The sequence below is a fragment of the Nonomuraea sp. B208 genome, from assembly GCF_057536035.1.
Genome location: NZ_BAAJOU010000028.1, coordinates 1 through 16706 on the forward strand (window position 1 = coordinate 1; position 16706 = coordinate 16706).

Annotated in this window: 18 protein-coding genes; 4 read left to right on the forward strand and 14 right to left on the reverse strand. The window is 72.8% G+C overall.

Annotation, left to right across the window (positions count from 1 at the left end; genetic code table 11):
* The 4 genes from AC27IY_RS36260 to AC27IY_RS36275 all read right to left on the reverse strand — a co-directional run.
* Positions 1 to 2508: CHAT domain-containing protein (locus AC27IY_RS36260; protein ID WP_487180805.1), on the reverse strand; the 2508-nt coding region annotated here is incomplete at its 3' end.
* Positions 2509 to 2584: 76 nt separating this feature from the next.
* Positions 2585 to 3037: a hypothetical protein gene (locus AC27IY_RS36265; protein WP_423450954.1), complete on the reverse strand. Its 453-nt coding sequence runs from the start codon at positions 3035 to 3037 to the stop codon at positions 2585 to 2587.
* Positions 3034 to 3573, reverse strand: a complete 540-nt coding sequence (locus tag AC27IY_RS36270) for an RNA polymerase sigma factor (RefSeq protein ID WP_344212678.1) — start codon at positions 3571 to 3573, stop codon at positions 3034 to 3036. Before AC27IY_RS36270 ends, AC27IY_RS36265 begins: the two co-directional genes overlap by 4 nt.
* Positions 3574 to 3646: 73 nt before the next feature.
* Positions 3647 to 4660 carry a S8 family peptidase gene (locus tag AC27IY_RS36275; RefSeq protein WP_344212676.1) on the reverse strand — a complete coding sequence of 338 codons (1014 nt, stop codon included), beginning with the start codon at positions 4658 to 4660 and terminating at the stop codon, positions 3647 to 3649.
* Between the two features lie 176 nt (positions 4661 to 4836).
* Between AC27IY_RS36275 and AC27IY_RS36280 the strand changes: the two genes are divergently transcribed.
* Positions 4837 to 5331, forward strand: a complete 495-nt coding sequence (locus AC27IY_RS36280; protein WP_091092164.1) for a DUF3145 domain-containing protein — start codon at positions 4837 to 4839, stop codon at positions 5329 to 5331.
* A gap of 279 nt (positions 5332 to 5610) precedes the next feature.
* On the opposite strand, the gene AC27IY_RS36285 is transcribed toward AC27IY_RS36280, so the two are convergent.
* The 9 genes from AC27IY_RS36285 to AC27IY_RS36325 all read right to left on the reverse strand — a co-directional run bounded on the left by AC27IY_RS36285 (position 5611) and on the right by AC27IY_RS36325 (position 13834).
* Complete coding sequence (locus tag AC27IY_RS36285) at positions 5611 to 7035, reverse strand: acyl-CoA carboxylase subunit beta (RefSeq protein WP_449946370.1); 1425 nt, start codon at positions 7033 to 7035, stop codon at positions 5611 to 5613.
* Positions 7036 to 8268, reverse strand: a complete 1233-nt coding sequence (gene fabF, locus AC27IY_RS36290) for a beta-ketoacyl-ACP synthase II (protein ID WP_344212671.1) — start codon at positions 8266 to 8268, stop codon at positions 7036 to 7038.
* A gap of 45 nt (positions 8269 to 8313) precedes the next feature.
* Positions 8314 to 8553, reverse strand: a complete 240-nt coding sequence (locus AC27IY_RS36295) for an acyl carrier protein (protein WP_020541957.1) — start codon at positions 8551 to 8553, stop codon at positions 8314 to 8316.
* 75 nt (positions 8554 to 8628) lie between these two features.
* Positions 8629 to 9585, reverse strand: coding sequence for a beta-ketoacyl-ACP synthase III (locus AC27IY_RS36300; RefSeq protein ID WP_487180806.1), 957 nt, complete (start codon positions 9583 to 9585; stop codon positions 8629 to 8631).
* Positions 9582 to 10478, reverse strand: coding sequence for an ACP S-malonyltransferase (locus AC27IY_RS36305; protein ID WP_423450952.1), 897 nt, complete (start codon positions 10476 to 10478; stop codon positions 9582 to 9584). The genes AC27IY_RS36300 and AC27IY_RS36305 overlap by 4 nt, the downstream gene beginning before the upstream one ends.
* A 103-nt stretch (positions 10479 to 10581) precedes the next feature.
* Positions 10582 to 11706, reverse strand: coding sequence for a PucR family transcriptional regulator (locus tag AC27IY_RS36310; protein ID WP_364445149.1), 1125 nt, complete (start codon positions 11704 to 11706; stop codon positions 10582 to 10584).
* A gap of 120 nt (positions 11707 to 11826) precedes the next feature.
* Positions 11827 to 12258, reverse strand: a complete 432-nt coding sequence (locus AC27IY_RS36315) for a DUF350 domain-containing protein (protein WP_344212664.1) — start codon at positions 12256 to 12258, stop codon at positions 11827 to 11829.
* A 31-nt stretch (positions 12259 to 12289) separates the two neighbouring features.
* A complete protein-coding gene (locus AC27IY_RS36320; protein ID WP_371251948.1) occupies positions 12290 to 13435 on the reverse strand; it encodes a glutathionylspermidine synthase family protein in 1146 nt (381 codons plus the stop codon).
* Positions 13436 to 13438: 3 nt separating this feature from the next.
* Positions 13439 to 13834 (reverse strand): hypothetical protein, encoded by a 396-nt coding sequence (locus AC27IY_RS36325; protein ID WP_344212660.1) that lies wholly within the window; start codon positions 13832 to 13834, stop codon positions 13439 to 13441.
* A gap of 100 nt (positions 13835 to 13934) precedes the next feature.
* Between AC27IY_RS36325 and AC27IY_RS36330 the strand changes: the two genes are divergently transcribed.
* On the forward strand, positions 13935 to 14978 hold the full coding sequence (locus AC27IY_RS36330; protein WP_487180807.1) for a PHP domain-containing protein: 1044 nt from the start codon (positions 13935 to 13937) through the stop codon (positions 14976 to 14978).
* On the opposite strand, the gene AC27IY_RS36335 is transcribed toward AC27IY_RS36330, so the two are convergent.
* Positions 14968 to 15261, reverse strand: coding sequence for a hypothetical protein (locus tag AC27IY_RS36335; protein WP_487180809.1), 294 nt, complete (start codon positions 15259 to 15261; stop codon positions 14968 to 14970). The genes AC27IY_RS36330 and AC27IY_RS36335 overlap by 11 nt on opposite strands.
* A gap of 254 nt (positions 15262 to 15515) precedes the next feature.
* Between AC27IY_RS36335 and AC27IY_RS36340 the strand changes: the two genes are divergently transcribed.
* A complete protein-coding gene (locus AC27IY_RS36340) occupies positions 15516 to 16244 on the forward strand; it encodes a helix-turn-helix transcriptional regulator (protein WP_487180810.1) in 729 nt (242 codons plus the stop codon).
* A 97-nt stretch (positions 16245 to 16341) separates the two neighbouring features.
* Complete coding sequence (locus tag AC27IY_RS36345) at positions 16342 to 16704, forward strand: VOC family protein (RefSeq protein ID WP_487180811.1); 363 nt, start codon at positions 16342 to 16344, stop codon at positions 16702 to 16704.
* Positions 16705 to 16706 lie beyond the last annotated feature (2 nt).

Consider the following 16706-nt stretch of genomic DNA (forward strand, 5'->3'; position numbering starts at 1 on the left):
CGGCCGGTCGCCCGCGCCGAAGCAGGTGAACTCGTACACGCCGGTCTTGGCCGCGGCGGCGGCGAGGGCCGCGGCCGGCGGCTGCCCGACCGCGACGAGCTCGTGGAAGGCGGTCATCACCGCCCGCGCCGCCTCGTCCTGCACCGGCACCATCCCGGCGATCACGCACGACGTCCCCTGCGCCAGGAACGTCCCCGGCAGCCCCAGCGGCGCCCCCTCGACCGGCGCGCGCGACATGCCGGAGTTGCACGCCGACAGCACCACCAGCTCCGGCGCCCGATCCAGCGTCAGCAGGTCGTAGGCCATCAGCAGCCCGTCGTCCAGGGTGATGCCGGACATCAGAGGGCTGCGGGCGTGGAAGACGCCGTGCGCGGCCAGGTGCAGCACGTCCACCTCGCCGAGGGCGTCGAGGACGCGGCCGCCGCGCGCGGGGATCTCGGCGGCGACGCGATGGCAGGCCAGGACGTGCGCCACCTCGGCGTGCGCGTGCGTCAGCCCGGGCCCGGCCGCCGCGGCGACCCGGGGCGCGTCCGCGCCGCGCCGGTCGTGCCGCGCCCGTGCCCGCAGCCAGCCGGCGGCGCTGGCCGCCACGCCGACCGGACGTTCGCGCAGGCTGGGCAGCGCGCTCCAGGGCAGCGTGTGCAGGGCTCCGACCGGCACCACCACCAGCGGCCCGCCGCCCAGCTCGGCGTCCAGCGGCCCGAACAGCAGCCGGTCCACCTCCTGCGCCGCGACCTCCAGATCGTTCCCGCGGTCCGGGCCCGCGGATCCGGACCAGTCGCGCCGCTCGCCGTGCCGCCGCAGCGCGTAGCGCAGTCGTACGACCGCCTCCTCCACCGCCCGCACCCCGCCCAGCCAGCGCAGCAGCACCCGCTCCCCGCCGACCAGCACCGCGAGCAGCGACTCCCCGTCGATCACGAACTCCACCAGGGCGCCCGGGCCCAGCTCCGCGCGCACCCGCTCGGGATCGGTCGCCGGTGAGCCGTGCGCGGGCGCCGTGACGGCCCGCCACCGCTCGGCCCACTCGAACACGTCGTCCGGCCGGCCCTCCCGCACCGCCAGCGAGAGCCCGAACGCCGCCAGCCGCTCCCCGGCCCGCGCCGCGTGGGCCCGCAGCGACGGGTCGTCGAAGCACTCCACGCCCTCGCCGATCTCGGTCAGCCCTTCGCGTACCGCGCGGAAGGCGCCCGGCACGTCCTCGCGCAGCGCCGCCTCCAGCGCCAGCGCGTGCTGCCGCACCGGCGCGGGCACCTGCCACTCGCCGGCCAGCCGCCCGCCGGAGTACGGCTCGTCGGGCCGCTCGTCCAGCCGCTCGTCCACGGCCGCGTGCCGGGTCAGCCGGGCGAGCTGCGCCGAGGCAGCCGGATGGTCGTCGACCGCGAGCGCCGCCTCGGCCGCCGTGAGCCGCAGCGCCGCCGCTCCCGGGAGCTGGGCGAGACCGTCCTCCAGCTCGTCGGCGCAGGCGATCAGGCCGGACACCAGCTCGGGCGTGACGGGCCCGAGGGCGAGGCGCGAGCGCAGCACGACCTCTCTGGCCAGCGGCAGCCACGAGGTGCGTTCCTGCCCGGCCAGCTCCTCCGCCGCCTGCTCGCCGACCTGCAGCGCCCGGTGCGGGTCGCCGGTGAGCAGCTCGACCTGGGCCAGCTTCAGCCGCGCCTCGGCGAGCGTCACCCGCGCCCCGCACGCCTCCAGGTCGGGCACGGCCAACTCGAGCATCGCCCTGGCCTCGCCGGGCAGGTGAGCGGCCAGCAGGGCGCCGGCGAAGTCGGCCCGCATGGTCGCGAGCCGCTCCGGATAGCCGAACAGCGTGTCCTCGGCCTCCCGGTAGTAGTGGAAGGCGCCGGCGATGTCGCCCCTGCGTACGGAGAGGAAGGGCAGGTTGGCGGCCGAGAGCCGGGCGAGGTGGCGCAGGCCCGCGTGCTGGGAGATCTCCAGGCAGGCGGTGAGGTCGCGCATGGCGGCCTCCCACTCGCCCCGCCAGCAGCGGACCAGGCCCCGGTTGAGCAGCCCGCCCGCGAGGAACCTGCGGTCGTCCACGGTGCCGGGGGCGTGCACGAGGGCGCGCAGCGCCCGGTCGCAGGAGGCGATGGCCTCCTGATGGCGGCCCAGGTGGGCGAGCGCGACCGCGCGCTGGGTGTCGAGCTTGGCCCGGTCGAGCGGGCGCAGGTAGGCCCAGGCCAGGGCGGCCACGCGGAGGGCCTGGAGGGGATGGCCGAGCTCGGTGCGTACGGTGACCAGCGACAGCCGCGCCTGCGCCACCCGCTCGCGCGGCGCGCCCGGCACGGCGATCGCGGCCCGCAGGTGGCGCTCGGCGCTGTCGAGGTCGCCCAGCTCGCGGTCGGCCAGCGCCATGGCCCGCAGCGCCACGGCCTCGGCCTCGCAGGCGCCGGACCGGCGGGCGGCGGCGAGCACCGCGCCGGCGGCGCGCAGGGCGTGCTCGGGATCGACCAGCGAACGCAGCATGGCCGCCTCGGCCGCCTCGACGAGCAGACAGGGGGCGTCGCTCATGGCCGGCCCCGAGGGGAACGGTCGGCTGAGGACATGCCCCTCCCTTCGGGGCCGCGGGTCCAGGTGGCCGGGCGGATCACGGTCGGATGCGCACCCAGCGGGTCTGTACGGGCGCGTGCCCCGGCCGATGGCAGACCACGCTGAGCCAGCCCGGAGGCAGCCCGGTGGCCGCGAAACAGCCGTTGCGGCTGATCCGCCGGGACAACGTCAGATGCGGGGTGCGTACGTCGACCAGCGTGTCCTCCCCGGGATAGGGGAGCACCTGCCCGGCCACGTCGATGAGCCCGTCGCCGACCGTCACCTCCAGGTCGAACGTCAGCCCGTCGGCGACGAACCGCACCAGGTGCGAGCCGTCCTCGCCCCGCGCCCCCGCGCCGGCGAGCATGGCCTCGGCGACCGGGGCGGCGGTGAGCGAGCCCGCGACGCGCAGGCCGTAGACCTCACGCGCGGCGGTGGTCACGTGGGCCGGGGGCGGGTCGGTGCCCGCGGCCAGCCGGAGCGCCGCCAGGAAATACTCGTCGTCGATCATTGCGCCATCTCCTGAGATGAGATCAGAGTGCGCAGTTTTTCCAGGCAGCGGGCCCGGGTGGGACCGACGCTGCCGATGGGCATCCCGAGCCGGGCAGCGGTCTGCCGGCTCCCGAGGTCGATCGCGACCAGCTGCAGCAGTGTGCGGCAGGGCTCGTGCATGGTGGAGACCGCCTTCCAGAGCAACTGCCGGTCGTCGTCGCGGAGGACGGCCGCGCCCGGCTCGGGCTCCTCGACCGCCGCCAGGACGTGGACGCCGGAACGGCGGCCCTCGCGCAGGATCTGCAGCGCCTCGCGGCGCACGACCGTGGCCAGCCACGCGCCCAGCCGCTCGGGCTCCCTGATGTCCTCCAGGCGCTGCAGCAGCCGCAGCCAGCCGCCCTGCACCACGTCGGCCGCGTCGGCGGCGCCGAGCCCGCTCGCGCGGGCCACCGCCCACATGAGCGGGCCGAACTCGGCCTCGAGCGCGTCCCACGCCGACCGGTCACCGTCGGCGGCGGCTCGCAGCAGCTCCGCTGGGGCGCGCTGGGGGTGCACGAGGACTCCTTCACGTCAGGGACGGGGAGGCGATCATTCCTCCCCGTGATCGAACGTGGACTGAGCGTAAACTCTACAGACTCGCCGGAACGACAACTCCCAGATCGGGAATTTGCCGGGCGCCATCCCCGTCGAGCATCCGCCGCACCACCTCCTTGGCCGGCTCGGCGACGGCCGCGGCCGCGATCGTCCCCGACACCAGGGCCGCGGCGAACGACGTGCCGCTCCACGTCGCGAACCCGCCGAACTCGCCGAGGTCCGGATAGCTGCTCTCCAGCCAGTCGCCGCGCGCGCAGGCGTCCACCCACGTGCCGTAGCCGGAGTAGGCGGCGCGCCGCCGCCCCGTCGCCTCCAGCGCCGCCACGCCGACCACGGCGGGCAGCGCCGCCGGCCAGAACGGGCGGTCGGAGGCGGTGTTGCCGGCGCAGGCCACGGTCACGGTGTCGCTCAGCGCCGCGATCGCGTCGTTCAGCAGGGGCGGCGGCCGGTCGTCGAAGGTGTGGCCGCCGAAGGACAGGTTGATCACGTCGGGCGGGTCCTCGCGCAGGCGGTGCAGCGCGCGGATCACGCTCGCCTCGTCGCCGACGCCGTCGCCGTCCAGCACCCGCCGCACGCGCAGCGACACGCCGGGCGCCAGGCGCGCCAGCAGGCCCGCGATGAACGTCCCGTGCCCCGCCTGCTGTCCCTCGGCCGCGTCGGCGTCCTCCGGGCCCACGCGGGCGAACCACTCCGTGCCCGACCACCACGGATGCTTGGCCACGCCCGTGTCGAGCACCGCCACCGTCGCCGCGGAACGGTTCCTGACCGGCCGGTACGGGATCGGCTCCACCGGGAACGGCCGCGACGCCGGGCCGCCGAAGAACAGCGGCTGGCCGCGGAACACGTGGTTGGGTGAGGCCCGCAGGCCCCTGGCGTGCAGCTCGGAGGCGAGCTCGCAGGGGTCCACCCCGGGCGACAGGTGCGCGACGCAGACCCCGTCCGCCTCGGAGACGGCCTGGGTCCACCGGGCGACGGCGGACAAGGTGCTCCGGTCGCCCAGCAGCTGACCTGGCCGGATGAGCGCCTCGCCGACAGATTGGAAGTTCATGGCGACGTATGTTTCCCGCCCGCACCAGGTGTCACGCGACACTCCCGCACCAACTTGGTATGGCCCCCCACTGGTGCCGGGTGGCGACCGACGGTAGTCTCTCCCTAGTCACTTGTGATCATCCCTATGTACGAGGCCGTTGGGGAAGGCGCACCTCGTACCGAACGGGAGGTCCGGTGTCTGCACGTGGCGTCCTTTACGTCCACTCGGCTCAGCCCGCGCTGTGCCCTCATATCGAATGGGCGGTCGCGGGTGTCCTTGGCGTGCCCGTAGACCTGACGTGGACGCCGCAGCCCGCCGCGCCCAACGTCGTACGGGCGCAGGCCGAGTGGGAGGGCAGGCCCGGCATCGCGGCCGCCATCGCCTCCTCGCTCATGGGCTGGCAGCGGCTCAGGTTCGAGATCACCGAGGACGCCTCGCCGGGCGTGGACGGCTCCCGGCACTGCTATACGCCGACCCTGGGCGCCTTCACGGCGGTCATCGGGGTCAACGGCGACATCATGGTCCCCGAGGACCGGCTCAGGGCCGCGATGATGCTGGCCGCCCAGGGGCGCTGCGTGCTCGAGGAAGAGCTCGACAAGCTGCTCGGCCGGCCGTGGGACGAGGAGCTGGAGCCTTTCCGGTACGCCGGGGACGGCGCTCCCGTCCGCTGGCTGCACGCCGCCGTCTGACCGGCGCCCACCCGACCTCCCCCTGAAAAGGCCCCCACCGATCGCCGGTGCGGGGCCTTTTGGGCTGTGCGCGGGCGTGAGGAGGCGCCGGGTCGCGGCGGACCGAGGCGGGGCGCCTTCTGGGCTGTGCGGCGCGCGAGTACGCGCCGGATGGCGGCCGGTCCCTGCAAGGTGCGGCCGCTTCTGGGCTGGGCGGCGCCCGCTGCTCATGACGCCGAAAGGCCCCGCGCTCGCCGCCGAGAGCAGGGCGAGTGCGGGGCCTTTCGGAGAAAGCCGGTGTTACAGGGGGATGTTGCCGTGGGCGCCCCGGGCGGGGGTGGCCTGGGTGAGGACCTTGGCGATGGCGCCGCGCGTCTCCCCGGGGCTGATCACCTCGTCGATGACCCCGAGCTCCTGAGCGCGTTCGAGCCCGCCGGCCAGCTTCTGGTGCTCCTCGGCCAGCCGCTCCTCCAGCGCCGCCCGATCCTCCTCGGCCGCGGCGGCCAGCTCACGCCGCTTGAGGATGCGCACCGCCGCCACGGGACCCATGACCGCGACCTCGGTCGTGGGCCAGGCGAAGACCCTGGTGGCGCCGAGGGCGCGGGAGTTCATGGCGATGTACGCCCCGCCGTACGCCTTGCGCGTGACGAGCGTGACGCGCGGCACCGAGGCCTCGGCGAAGGCGTGCAGGAGCTTGGCGCCGCGCCGTACGACGCCGTCGTGCTCCTGCCCGACGCCCGGCAGATAACCGGGAACGTCCACCAGGACAACCAACGGCACGCCGAACGCGTCACACATGCGTACGAACCGGGCGGCCTTCTCGGCGGACGTGGCGTCGAGGCAGCCGCCGAGCCGCATCGGGTTGTTGGCGATGACGCCGACGGTCCGGCCCCCGAGGCGGCCGAGCGAGGTGACGATGTTCGGCGCCCACTTGGGGTGCAGCTCGATGCCGGGCTCGTCGAGCAGGCCGTTGACGAGCGGCTTGACGTCGTAGGCCCGCCGCGCGGACTCCGGCAGCAGCGTGGAGAAGTCCACTTCCTCGATTTCTCCCGCGCGCACCCGCCCCTGGTGGCCGAGGAGCGTGGCGAGCTGGCGCGCCCTGACGTAGGCGTCGGTCTCGGTCTTGGTGACGACGTGCACGACGCCGCTGCGCTTGCTGTGCGGCTCGGGGCCGCCGAGCGCGGCGGCGTCGACGCTCTCGCCGGTGACGCTGCGGACGACGTCGGGGCCGGTGACGAAGATGCGGCCGGTGTCGGCCAGGATGACCAGGTCGGTGAGCGCCGGCCCGTAGGCGGCGCCGCCCGCGGCCGGGCCGACGACCACGGAGATCTGCGGGACGACCCCGGACGCCTTGGTCATGGCGGCGAAGACCCTGCCGACCGCGTGCAGCGACTCGACGCCCTCGGTGAGGCGGGCGCCGCCGGAGTGCCAGATGCCGATGACCGGCACCCGCTCGCGTACGGCGACGTCGTAGGCGTGGACGATGTGCTCGCAGCCTTCGCTGCCCATCGCACCGCCCTGGAAGCGGGCGTCACTGCAGAAGGAGACGACGGGCACGCCTTCGACGCGGCCCATGGCGGCGAGGACGCCGCTCTTGTCCTCCGGGGTGATCAGCCGCAGCGAGCCCTCGTCGAGCAGGGCTGACAGGCGGACGAGTGGGTCACGGGGATCGGCGGGCTCCTGTTCGGAGCCGGGCGTCACCACCCCGTTGTCGAGCACGGTCATTTAAGCCCCCTTGAACACGACGGACACGTTGTGTCCGCCGAAGCCGAACGAGTTGTTCACTGCGGCGATGTCGCCTTCGGGCAGCTTGCGATTCTCGCCGTGGACGAGATCCACCTCGATGCCGTCGTCGAGGTCGTGCAGGTTGATGGTGGCGGGGACGATCCGGTCCTGCAGCGCCTTGATGGTGAAGACGGACTCGATGCCGCCGGCGCCGCCGAGCAGGTGCCCGGTCATGGACTTGGTCGAGGTGACCAGCGGGTGCGTGCCGATGGCCTTGGCGATCGCCCGGACCTCGCCGACGTCGCCCGCGGGGGTCGAGGTGGCGTGCGCGTTGACGTGCTTGATGTCCTGGCCGGAGACGCCGGCGTTGTTGAGCGCCTGGGTCATGGCCATGATGATGCCCCGGCCCTCGGGCTCGGGCTGGGTGATGTGGTGCGCGTCGGCGGAGTAGCCGACGCCCGCGCAGTAGGCGTAGATGCGCGCGCCGCGCGCCTTGGCGTGCTCCTCGGACTCCAGCACGATGATGCCGGCGCCCTCGCCGAGCACGAACCCGTCGCGGTCGCGGTCCCACGGGCGGGACGCGCCGGCCGGGTCGTCGTTGCGGGTGGACATGGCCCGCGCGGCGGCGAAGGCCGCGATGTTGAGGCCGTGGATGGCGGCCTCGGTGCCGCCGGCCACCACGACGTCGGCGCGGCCGGCCCTGATCATGTCCATGGCGCTGCCGATGGCCTCGGCGCCGGAGGCGCACGCCGACACGGTGGCGTGCACGCCCGCCTGAGCGCCCAGGTCGAGGCCGATCCAGGCGGCCGGGCCGTTGGGCATGAGCATGGGCACGGTGAACGGCGACAGGCGGTTCCAGCCCCGCTCACGGTAGGTGTCGTAGGCGTTCAGCGTGGTGGTGATGCCGCCGATGCCGCTGGAGACCACCACGCCCAGCCGCTCGGGAGCCACCTCGGGGGCGCCGGCGTCCTGCCAGGCCTCCCGTGCGGCCACCAGCGCGAACTGCTCGCTGCGGTCGAGCCTGCGGGCCTCGGGCCGGGGCAGCACCTCGGCCGGATCGACGGCGGCCGTCCCCGCGAACTTCACGGGGACGGTGTCGATCCAGTCCGCGGCGAGGGTCTCGACACCCGACTGACCGGCGAGGAGCGCCGCCCAGGTCGAGGTGACGTCTCCACCGACGGGCGTCGTCGCGCCAAGCCCGGTGACGACGACACGTACCCGGTTCGCACTCACGTTTCGCGCTCCTTGCTGGTGATCAGTTGTGTACTGCGGTGGTTTTCAGCCCTGGATGAAGTTGAGGACGTCCTTGACCGTCTTCAGGTTCTTGAGCTGGTCGTCGGGGATCTCGACGCCGAACTCGTCCTGGGCGGCCACGGCGATCTCGACCATGGACAGGGAGTCGATGTCGAGGTCGTCCACGAAGCTCTTCTCGGGGGTCACCTCGGAGGCCGGAATCCCGGTGATCTCGTTGATGATCTTGCCGAGGCCCGCAAGGATGTCCTGCTCGGTGGCAGCCATGTCGTTGTTCTCCTTTAGTTTTTCTTGGATCCGCGCGGCCCGAGGACCGCGCAAGCGAGTGGTGCGGGCGGGATCCTACGGGATCTCGATCACTTGGCCCGCGTACGTGAGCCCCGCGCCGAAGCCCAGCACGAGCGCCAGCCCGCCGGACTGCACCTCGCCGCGCTCCAGCATGCGCGAGAGCGCGAGCGGGATGGAGGCGGCGGAGGTGTTTCCCGCGGTGACGATGTCGCGCGCCACCGCGGCCTTGTCGGCGCCCAGCTTACGGGCGATCGCCTCGATGATGCGCAGGTTGGCCTGATGGGGGACGAAGGCCGACAGCTCGGACGGGTTGACGCCCGCCCGCTCGCAGGCCTCCAGGGCCACCGGGTGCAGCGCGGTGGTGGCCCAGCGGAAGACCGTCTGCCCCTCCTGGTGGAGGAAGGTCGTGCGGTCCTGGATCGCGATCGCGTCGGACTTGTCGCCGGCGCTGCCCCAGACCACGGGGCCGATGCCGGGGGTCTCGGCGGGGCCGACGACCGCGGCGCCCGCGCCGTCCGCGAAGATCACGGCGGTGGAGCGGTCGGTCCAGTCGACCCACTGCGACAGCTTCTCGCTCCCGATGACCAGGACGTTCCTGGCCGAACCACCGCGTACGGCGGCGCTGGCGGTGGCGAGCGCGTAGCAGAAGCCCGCGCAGGCGGCGTTGACGTCGAACGCGCCCGGCGACTTGATGCCGAGGCGGTGCGCCACGATGGCCGCGGCGTTGGGGATCTGCGTCTCCAGCGTGCAGGTGGCGACGATCACCAGGTCGACGTCGTCGGGCGACAGCCCGCTCGCGGCGAGCGCCTTGCCGCCCGCGATGGCGGCCATGTCCTCGACCGACTCGCCCGCGGCGGCGACCCTGCGCTCCTTGATGCCGACGCGCGACTGGATCCACTCGTCGTTGGTGTCCATGGTCTTGGCGAGGTCGTCGTTGGTGACGACATTGGCCGGCTGGTAATGGCCGAGCGCCAGCACCCGGGCGCCGGGGGCGATGTCGGGAATCCTCACTTGATCAGCTCCCTGGCCGCTTCGAGGTCGTCTGGTGTCTTCAGCGCCACGGTCTCGACGCCGCGCAGCCCGCGCTTGGCGAGGCCGGTCAGCGTGCCGCCGGGCAGCAACTCGATCATCCGGGTGACGCCGAGCCCGGCCATGGTCTCCATGCAGGCGTCCCACCGGACGGGGCTGCTGACCTGCTTGACCAGGCGTTCGACGAACTCGGCGCCGCCGGCGACCGATTGGCCGTCGGCGTTGGAGAGCAGTGTCACCCGCGGGTCGGCGGGAGTGAGGCCCTCGGCGGCGGCGCGCAGGCTCTCCACGGCCGACGCCATGTGCCGGGTGTGGAAGGCGCCCGCCACGGACAGGGGGCGCAGCCGGGCGCGGGCCGGGGCGTCGTCGGCGAAGGCCGCGAGCTGCTCCAGCGTGCCCCCGGCGACGATCTGGCCGGCGCCGTTGATGTTGGCGGGAGTGAGCCCGTGCCTGTCGATGGCGGCCAGCACCTCGTCCTCGGCGCCGCCGAGCACGGCGGTCATGCCGGTCTCGGTGATCGCCGCGGCCTTGGCCATGGCCTGGGCCCGCTCGCGGACGAGGGAGAGCGCCTGCTCGGCCGTGAGCACCCCGGCCAGCGCGGCCGCGGCGAACTCGCCCACGCTGTGGCCGGCGAGCACGTCGGGCTGCACGCCCAGGGCCTCGGCCGAGGCGAGCGCGGCGGCCACGAGCAGCGGCTGGGCGACGGCCGTGTCACGGATCTCGTCGGCGCCGGCGGTCGTGCCATAGGCGATCAGGTCGATCCCGGCGACCTCGGACCAGGCGCCGAGCCGGTCGGCGAGACCGGGCAGCTCGAGCCAGGGAGTGAGGAAGCCTGGAGTTTGGGCACCTTGGCCCGGAGCGACGAGTACAAGCACGCATTCCACCATGCCCTGTAGAGGTTCGACACGCGGCTGGAGATCCATACGAACTTTGTCCAGGCTTATTTGTAGGAACCCCACAGTGATGATTTCGGCCCGATTACGTTAGGGGTCGCCATGTAACGGCGGCTTCCGCGAGCCTGCCGAGGATCAGGCCGACCTGGAGCGTGAAGGCCGAGCGGCCCTCCGTGGGCTGGTAGCCGGTCAGCTCGGTGATCTTCTTCAGCCGGTAGCGCACGGTGTTGGGATGGACGAACAGCAGCCGCGCGGTCGCCTCCAGCGACGTGCCCTGCTCCAGGTAGGTCGCCAGCGTGTCGAGCAGCGGCGTGCCGGCCAGCGGCAGGTAGACGTTCTCGATGAGCTGCTCCCTGGCGTCCTCGTCGCCGTCGAGCGCCCGCTCGGCCAGCAGGTCCTCGGCGTGGGCAGGACGGGGCGCGTCGGGCCAGCCCGCGGAGGCCTTCAGCCCGGCCAGCGCCGCCCGCGCGGAGCGGGGGGCGGCGTGCAGGTCGGGCACCTCGGGGCCGATGACGATGGGCCCCATGCCGAAGCGGGACACGACCTGCTTGGCCGCGACGTTGACGTCGTCGGCCCCGCCGACGATCACGACGAGCCGGTCGGCCTGTACGCCGGCCAGCAGGTCCATGCCGATGCGGCGGCCGCGTTCGCGCAGCCCGTCGATGACCGCGCGGGGGTCGCCCTCGGGCGCGTGGCCGGCGATGACGACCACGGGGGAGGAGGTCCAGCCGAGCGCCGCGGCCCAGGAGTGGAGCCCGTCGTCGACCTCGCCCCGGACCAGGGCGTCCACGATCAGCGCCTCCAGCCGGGCGTCCCAGGAGCCGCGTGCCTCGGCCTCGCGGGCGTAGACGTGCGCGGCCGCGAAGGCCACGTCGCGGGTGTAGCGCAGCATGGCCTGCTGGAGCTGGTCCTCGCCGCCGGGCGCGGCCAGCTCGTGGGTCTGCGCCTCGACGACCTCGACCACGACGCGCACGATGTCGACGGTCTGCTGCAGCGAGATCGAGCGCTTGAGCTCGCGCGGAGCGGTGCCGAAGAACTCGATGCTGGGTGTCGGCCGGTCCTCGCCGGCGCTGGAGAACCACTCGACGAACGCCGCGATGCCGGCCTGCGCGACGAGCCCCACCCAGGAGCGGTCCTCGGCGCTGAGCGCGCGGAACCAGGGAAGCTGCTCGTCCATGCGGGCCAGCGCCGCGGTGCCGAGCGAGCCCATGGCCCGCTCAAGCCTGCGTGTGGTGTCCTCCCGGGTCCGGTCTGTCACGCACTCTAGAGTGCCAGGTGGCTCGCGATGAACGCGACGCCGCTCGGCCTGCGCGACTGACCGAACCCGTGCTCAGATCACCGCGACCGCGGTGATCAGGCCGATCGCCACGTGCGTCACCGCCAGCAGCCGCGCGCCCGGCTGCAGCTCGGGCTCCTGGACCAGGTCGCGGACGGAGATGCCGACGATCCGGTCGAAGACCAGCATCGCCACGGTCTGCACCACGATGCCGACCAGGCCGAACACCGCCGTGCCCGCCAATCCCTCGGCGAGCCGGCCGCCGGAGGCCCAGATGGAGGCGGCCACGATCAGGCCGACCGCCGCCATGGCGGAGGAGGCCAGCAGGGTGGCGTTGGGGTTGCGCCCGCTGCGGATGATCTCGCTCAGCTTGCCCGGCGTGGCCCAGTCGATCACGTAGAAGCCCACGATCATGAGCAGCACGCCCACGGCGGCGTACGAGGCGACGGCACCGGAGCCGCGGGCGAGGGTTTCCAGAAGGGTCACGTCTGTTCCTTGGTTCGTTCTAAGGGGGATGTCAGTCGGCGATGCGGTGCGGGACGAAGGAGGAGGTGTCGTCGGTGATCAGGCCCGTGCTCTCCCTGATGCCGAGCCCGGCGGCCTCGTCGGCGACCACCCAGGCGCCGAGCACCGGGCGCTGGCCGCCGAACTCCGGCAGCGCCTCGAAGCCCTGATGGACGTAGCCCTCGCGGCCGTAGCGGCCGGGCGTCTCCTGCGTGCCCCCGGGGGTGACGATCCTCATGGAGGCGCCCTCCCTGCCGAGCAGCGGCTTGGAGATGTACGAGGTGAGCTCGCGCGGCCCGTCGAGATAGGCGGGCAGCAGCGAGGGGTGCCCGGGATAGAGCTCCCACAGCACGGCGAGCAGCGCCTTGTTGGACAGCAGCGCCTTCCACAGCGGCTCGACCCAGGTGGCGTGGCGCACGGCGTGGCGGCCGAAGTCGTCCGAGAGCATCCACTCCCACGGGTAGAGCTTGAACGCCGAGCGGAGCACCTGGTCGCCGGCGTCCACGAAGCGGCGTTCGCGGTCGTCCCAGCCGATGTCCTCCATGGCGACCGAGATCGTCGCGTGCCCCGCCTGCTCGGCGGTCTCCTGCAGGTAGGCGACCGTCATGGCCTCCTCGCCGGTCTCGTCGGCGTTGGTGAAGGCGAAGTGCACCGGGCCGGGCGGCAGCCGCAGCGCGCGCCAGCGGTCGATGAGCCGCTCGTGCAGGGAGTTCCACTGGTCGTCGCCGGGGTGGACGTCCTGCAGCCAGAACCACTGCACGACCGACGCCTCCACCAGCGAGGTGGGCGTGTCGGCGTTGTACTCCAGCAGCTTGGCCGGGCCGGTGCCGTCGTAGCGCAGGTCGAAGCGGCCGTACAGGTGCGGGTCACGCCGCTCCCAGGAGCGCGCGACCTCCTCCCACGCCCACTCGGGTACGGCGAAGTCGGCGAAGCGGCCGGTGCTCACCACGTGCTCGACGGCGCGCAGGCACATGCCGTGCAGCTCCTCGACCTGCTCCTCCAGCGCCTCGATCTCCTCCATCGAGAAGACGTAGTGCACGGACTCGTCCCAGTAGGGCCTGGTGAGGCCCGTGGGGTGGGCGGCGCGGTGGTAGGCCAGGCCCTGCCCCTCGATCGTCTTCTCCCAGCCGTCCCTGGGAGTGCTGTGCTCGCGACGCATGCCTCAGCTCCCGCCGCTCCAGCTCTTGCCGAAGCCGCCACGCTGGATGGACTTGCCGCTGCGGGAGGAGATGTCCACGTCGGTAGGCCGGTAGGTGGTGCCCCCCCGGATCTTGTTGCCGGTGCGGGTGCCGCCGTAGTACCACATGTACGCCCCGCGCGATCCGCCGTAGTAGTGCGCGTGGCCGTCGTCGTCGTCGCAGTAGTCGTCGTCCACGACCTCGTACGTGCCGTCGGCGAGCTGCACCACGCAGTCGGCGGTGACCTCGTCGTCGTCCGCGGTGGCGGCGCAGTAGCCGACGAGGACCACGGAGATGACGCCCAGGATGGTGAGCTGGACGACTTTTGAGGATTTCCGGTCCTGCGGCGGCTTCGATCTGTTTTGCGGCGGTTTTGCCATGTAGCTCCTGCTTTCAGTGGCCGATCAGCCTACCGGTGGCTCTCGGCCGCGTTCAATCGCCGAACACGGCCTGTCCGAAACCGTGGGGTAGAAGGGACACATGAACCCCGTCGAGGCGTTGCGCGAGATCGCCTTCCTGCTCGAACGCGCCGGTGAGCCGACGTACCGCGTGCGGGCCTTCCGCCGTGCCGCCGCGGTCGTCGCCGAGCTGCCCGAGGAGGAGCTGCTGCGGCTGGCCCGCGACGGCGGGCTCGGCGACCTGCCCGGCATCGGGAAGGTCACCGCACTGGTGATCAACGAAAGCATCGACGGCCAGGTTCCGACGTATTTGCGGCGGATGCGGGCCACCGAGGGCGTGGAGCTGGACGCCGAGACCGCCGCGCTGCGGTCCGCGCTCAAGGGCGACCTGCACAGCCACTCCGACTGGTCCGACGGCGGGTCGCCGATCGAGGAGATGGCCGAGGCGGCGCGCTCGCTCGGGCACGAGTACTGGGCGCTGACCGACCACTCGCCGCGCCTCACCGTCGCCAAGGGATTGTCGGCCGAGCGGCTGGAGCGCCAGCTCGACGTGGTGGCCGCGCTCAACGAACGGCTCGCGCCGTTCAGGATCCTCACCGGCATCGAGGTGGACGTCAACCTCGACGGCTCGCTCGACCAGGAGCCCGAGCTGCTGGACCGGCTGGACGTGGTGGTCGCCAGCGTGCACTCCAAGCTGCGCATGGACGGCGAGGAGATGACCCGCCGCATGGTGACCGCCGTCGCCGACCCACGGGTGGACGTGCTCGGGCACTGCACCGGGCGGGTGGTGCGGGGCGGCGGCGAGCGGGGCGTGAAGCGGCCGGAGTCGGAGTTCGAGGCGGAGCTGGTCTTCGAGGCGTGCCGCAGGTTCGGGGTGGCGGTCGAGATCAACTCCCGGCCCGACCGGCTCGACCCGCCCAAGCGGCTGATGCGGCTGGCGTACGAGATGGGCTGCCTGTTCGCGATCGACTCCGACGCGCACGCGCCCGGCCAGCTCGACTGGCAGCGGTACGGCTGCGAGCGGGCGGCCAGATGCGGGATCGAGGCCGGCCGGATCGTGAACACCTGGCCGCTGGAGCGGCTGCTCGACTGGACCCGCGCCCGCCCCGGACGCCTCAGCAGGTGACCGTGCGGTTGTAGGACCCGACCTTGTACGTCCACTCCCGCGAGCGCCCGACGGCCAGCGTGACGCAGGGCGTGTCGCGGGCCCAGTCCATGATGACCTTGACCCGCATGGTGCTGTCGCAGCCGTTGCGCACCCACACGATCAGGCCGTGCGGCTGCTCGTCGGCGATGCGGGCGACGCAGGAGGGAGCGGTGCCGCCGGCCGCCGCGGCGGCGGAAGGAACCGTGGGGACGAGCGTGGCGCAGCCGGCCAGGACAGTGATGAAAATCGTTCTCAGGCGCATGACTGGACGCTACTCCTTCTCGCGGTCGGGTGATAACTCCGCGTCATCGAGATGTCACCCTTCGGTAGGGAGGGAAGGATGGTCAGGTTCGCGCGATTTTGCTCGATCGGAAAGCCGGGCGCCTCGGGAAGCACCTCCGAAGGCCGGAAACGGTGGCCGGCGGGGTGACAATGTCGTGGCCGGGCGGACAGGAGGCTGTGGCGGGGGAGCGCCGTGGGCCGCGATTGTCGGTGGCGGCACGTAGCGTCACGGCTGTGAATCGTACCGACCGGCTCTACGCGCTCGTCGAGGACCTGCGCGCCATCGCGCCCCGCTGCCGCTCCGCCCGCGCGCTCGCCGAGCGGTTCGAGGTCAGCGTACGCACGATCGAGCGCGACATCGCCGCGCTCCAGGAGTCGGGCGTCCCCATCTACGCCGAGCCCGGCCGCAAGGGCGGCTACGCCATCGACAAGAAGATGTCCCTGCCCCCGCTCAACTTCAGCCCGGCCGAGGCCGTGGCCATCGCGGTGGCGCTCAGCCAGGCGGGCGACCAGCCCTTCGGCCGCCACGCCCACAGCGCCTTACGCAAGGTCGTCGCCGCCATGCCGGGGCAGGAGGGTGAGCTGGCCCGCGAGCTGGCCCGCCGGGTGCAGCTCGTCCGCCGTCCCGGCGAGGACGGCGAGGAGTCCCGGCCGCTCGGTCCCGAGCACGTCTCGCGCGCCATCGAGGAGGCGCTGCTGCGGCGGCGGGTGCTGCGCCTCGACTACGCCGACGCCAAGGGCGCGCTCACCTCGCGCGACGTCGAGCCAGGCGTCTTCCTCGGCGGGCGCGGCGGGTTCTGGTATCTCGTGGCCTGGTGCCGGCTCCGCGACGACGTGCGCGTCTTCAGGCTCGACCGCATCGCGGCCGCGACCGTCACCGCCGAGCGCTGCCCCGAGCGGCCGCTGGAGGGCTTCGCCACCGACGTCCCGGAGCTGATCGTGCACGGCACGCTCCTCGACTAGGTAATTCAGATGTTCGAAAAGTCAAGAGGAAACACCGACATAGGGTTGTCGCTCAACGGATGCATCGTTGTCTTGTTCGAGAAAGAGGGAGATGGCGATGGACAACACGGTGACCTGGTTCGAGGTCGCGACCGGCGACCCCGAAGGCGCCCAGCGGTTCTACGGCGGTCTGTTCGGCTGGACGTTCGCCGCCGGCGACGGCGGCGGGCCGATGGACTACCGCATGATCAGCTATGCGGGCGGCGGGGAGCCGGCGGGCGGGCTCTTCAACACCAAGGGGGAGTTCCCCGACCACGCGGTCTTCCACGTCCAGGTGGCCGACGTCGAGGCAACCTGCGCGCGGACCGAGGCGCTCGGCGGCAAGGTGATCACCAAGGTCGTCGGCGAGGGCGCGGGCACCGACTTCGCCTATCTCCAGGACACCTCGGGCAGCATCTTCGGGATCTTCCACCGCAGGTGACG

Coding starts and splice junctions, on each gene's coding strand:
- AC27IY_RS36335 (WP_487180809.1), bottom strand. CDS start 15,261: ATGCGCCTGAGAACGATTTTCATCACTGTCCTGGCCGGCTGCGCCACG.
- AC27IY_RS36265 (WP_423450954.1), bottom strand. CDS start 3,037: ATGATCGACGACGAGTATTTCCTGGCGGCGCTCCGGCTGGCCGCGGGC.
- AC27IY_RS36325 (WP_344212660.1), bottom strand. CDS start 13,834: ATGGCAAAACCGCCGCAAAACAGATCGAAGCCGCCGCAGGACCGGAAA.
- AC27IY_RS36295 (WP_020541957.1), bottom strand. CDS start 8,553: ATGGCTGCCACCGAGCAGGACATCCTTGCGGGCCTCGGCAAGATCATC.
- AC27IY_RS36320 (WP_371251948.1), bottom strand. CDS start 13,435: ATGCGTCGCGAGCACAGCACTCCCAGGGACGGCTGGGAGAAGACGATC.
- AC27IY_RS36285 (WP_449946370.1), bottom strand. CDS start 7,035: ATGACCGTGCTCGACAACGGGGTGGTGACGCCCGGCTCCGAACAGGAG.
- AC27IY_RS36330 (WP_487180807.1), top strand. CDS start 13,935: ATGAACCCCGTCGAGGCGTTGCGCGAGATCGCCTTCCTGCTCGAACGC.
- AC27IY_RS36275 (WP_344212676.1), bottom strand. CDS start 4,660: ATGAACTTCCAATCTGTCGGCGAGGCGCTCATCCGGCCAGGTCAGCTG.
- AC27IY_RS36310 (WP_364445149.1), bottom strand. CDS start 11,706: ATGGGCTCGCTCGGCACCGCGGCGCTGGCCCGCATGGACGAGCAGCTT.
- AC27IY_RS36345 (WP_487180811.1), top strand. CDS start 16,342: ATGGACAACACGGTGACCTGGTTCGAGGTCGCGACCGGCGACCCCGAA.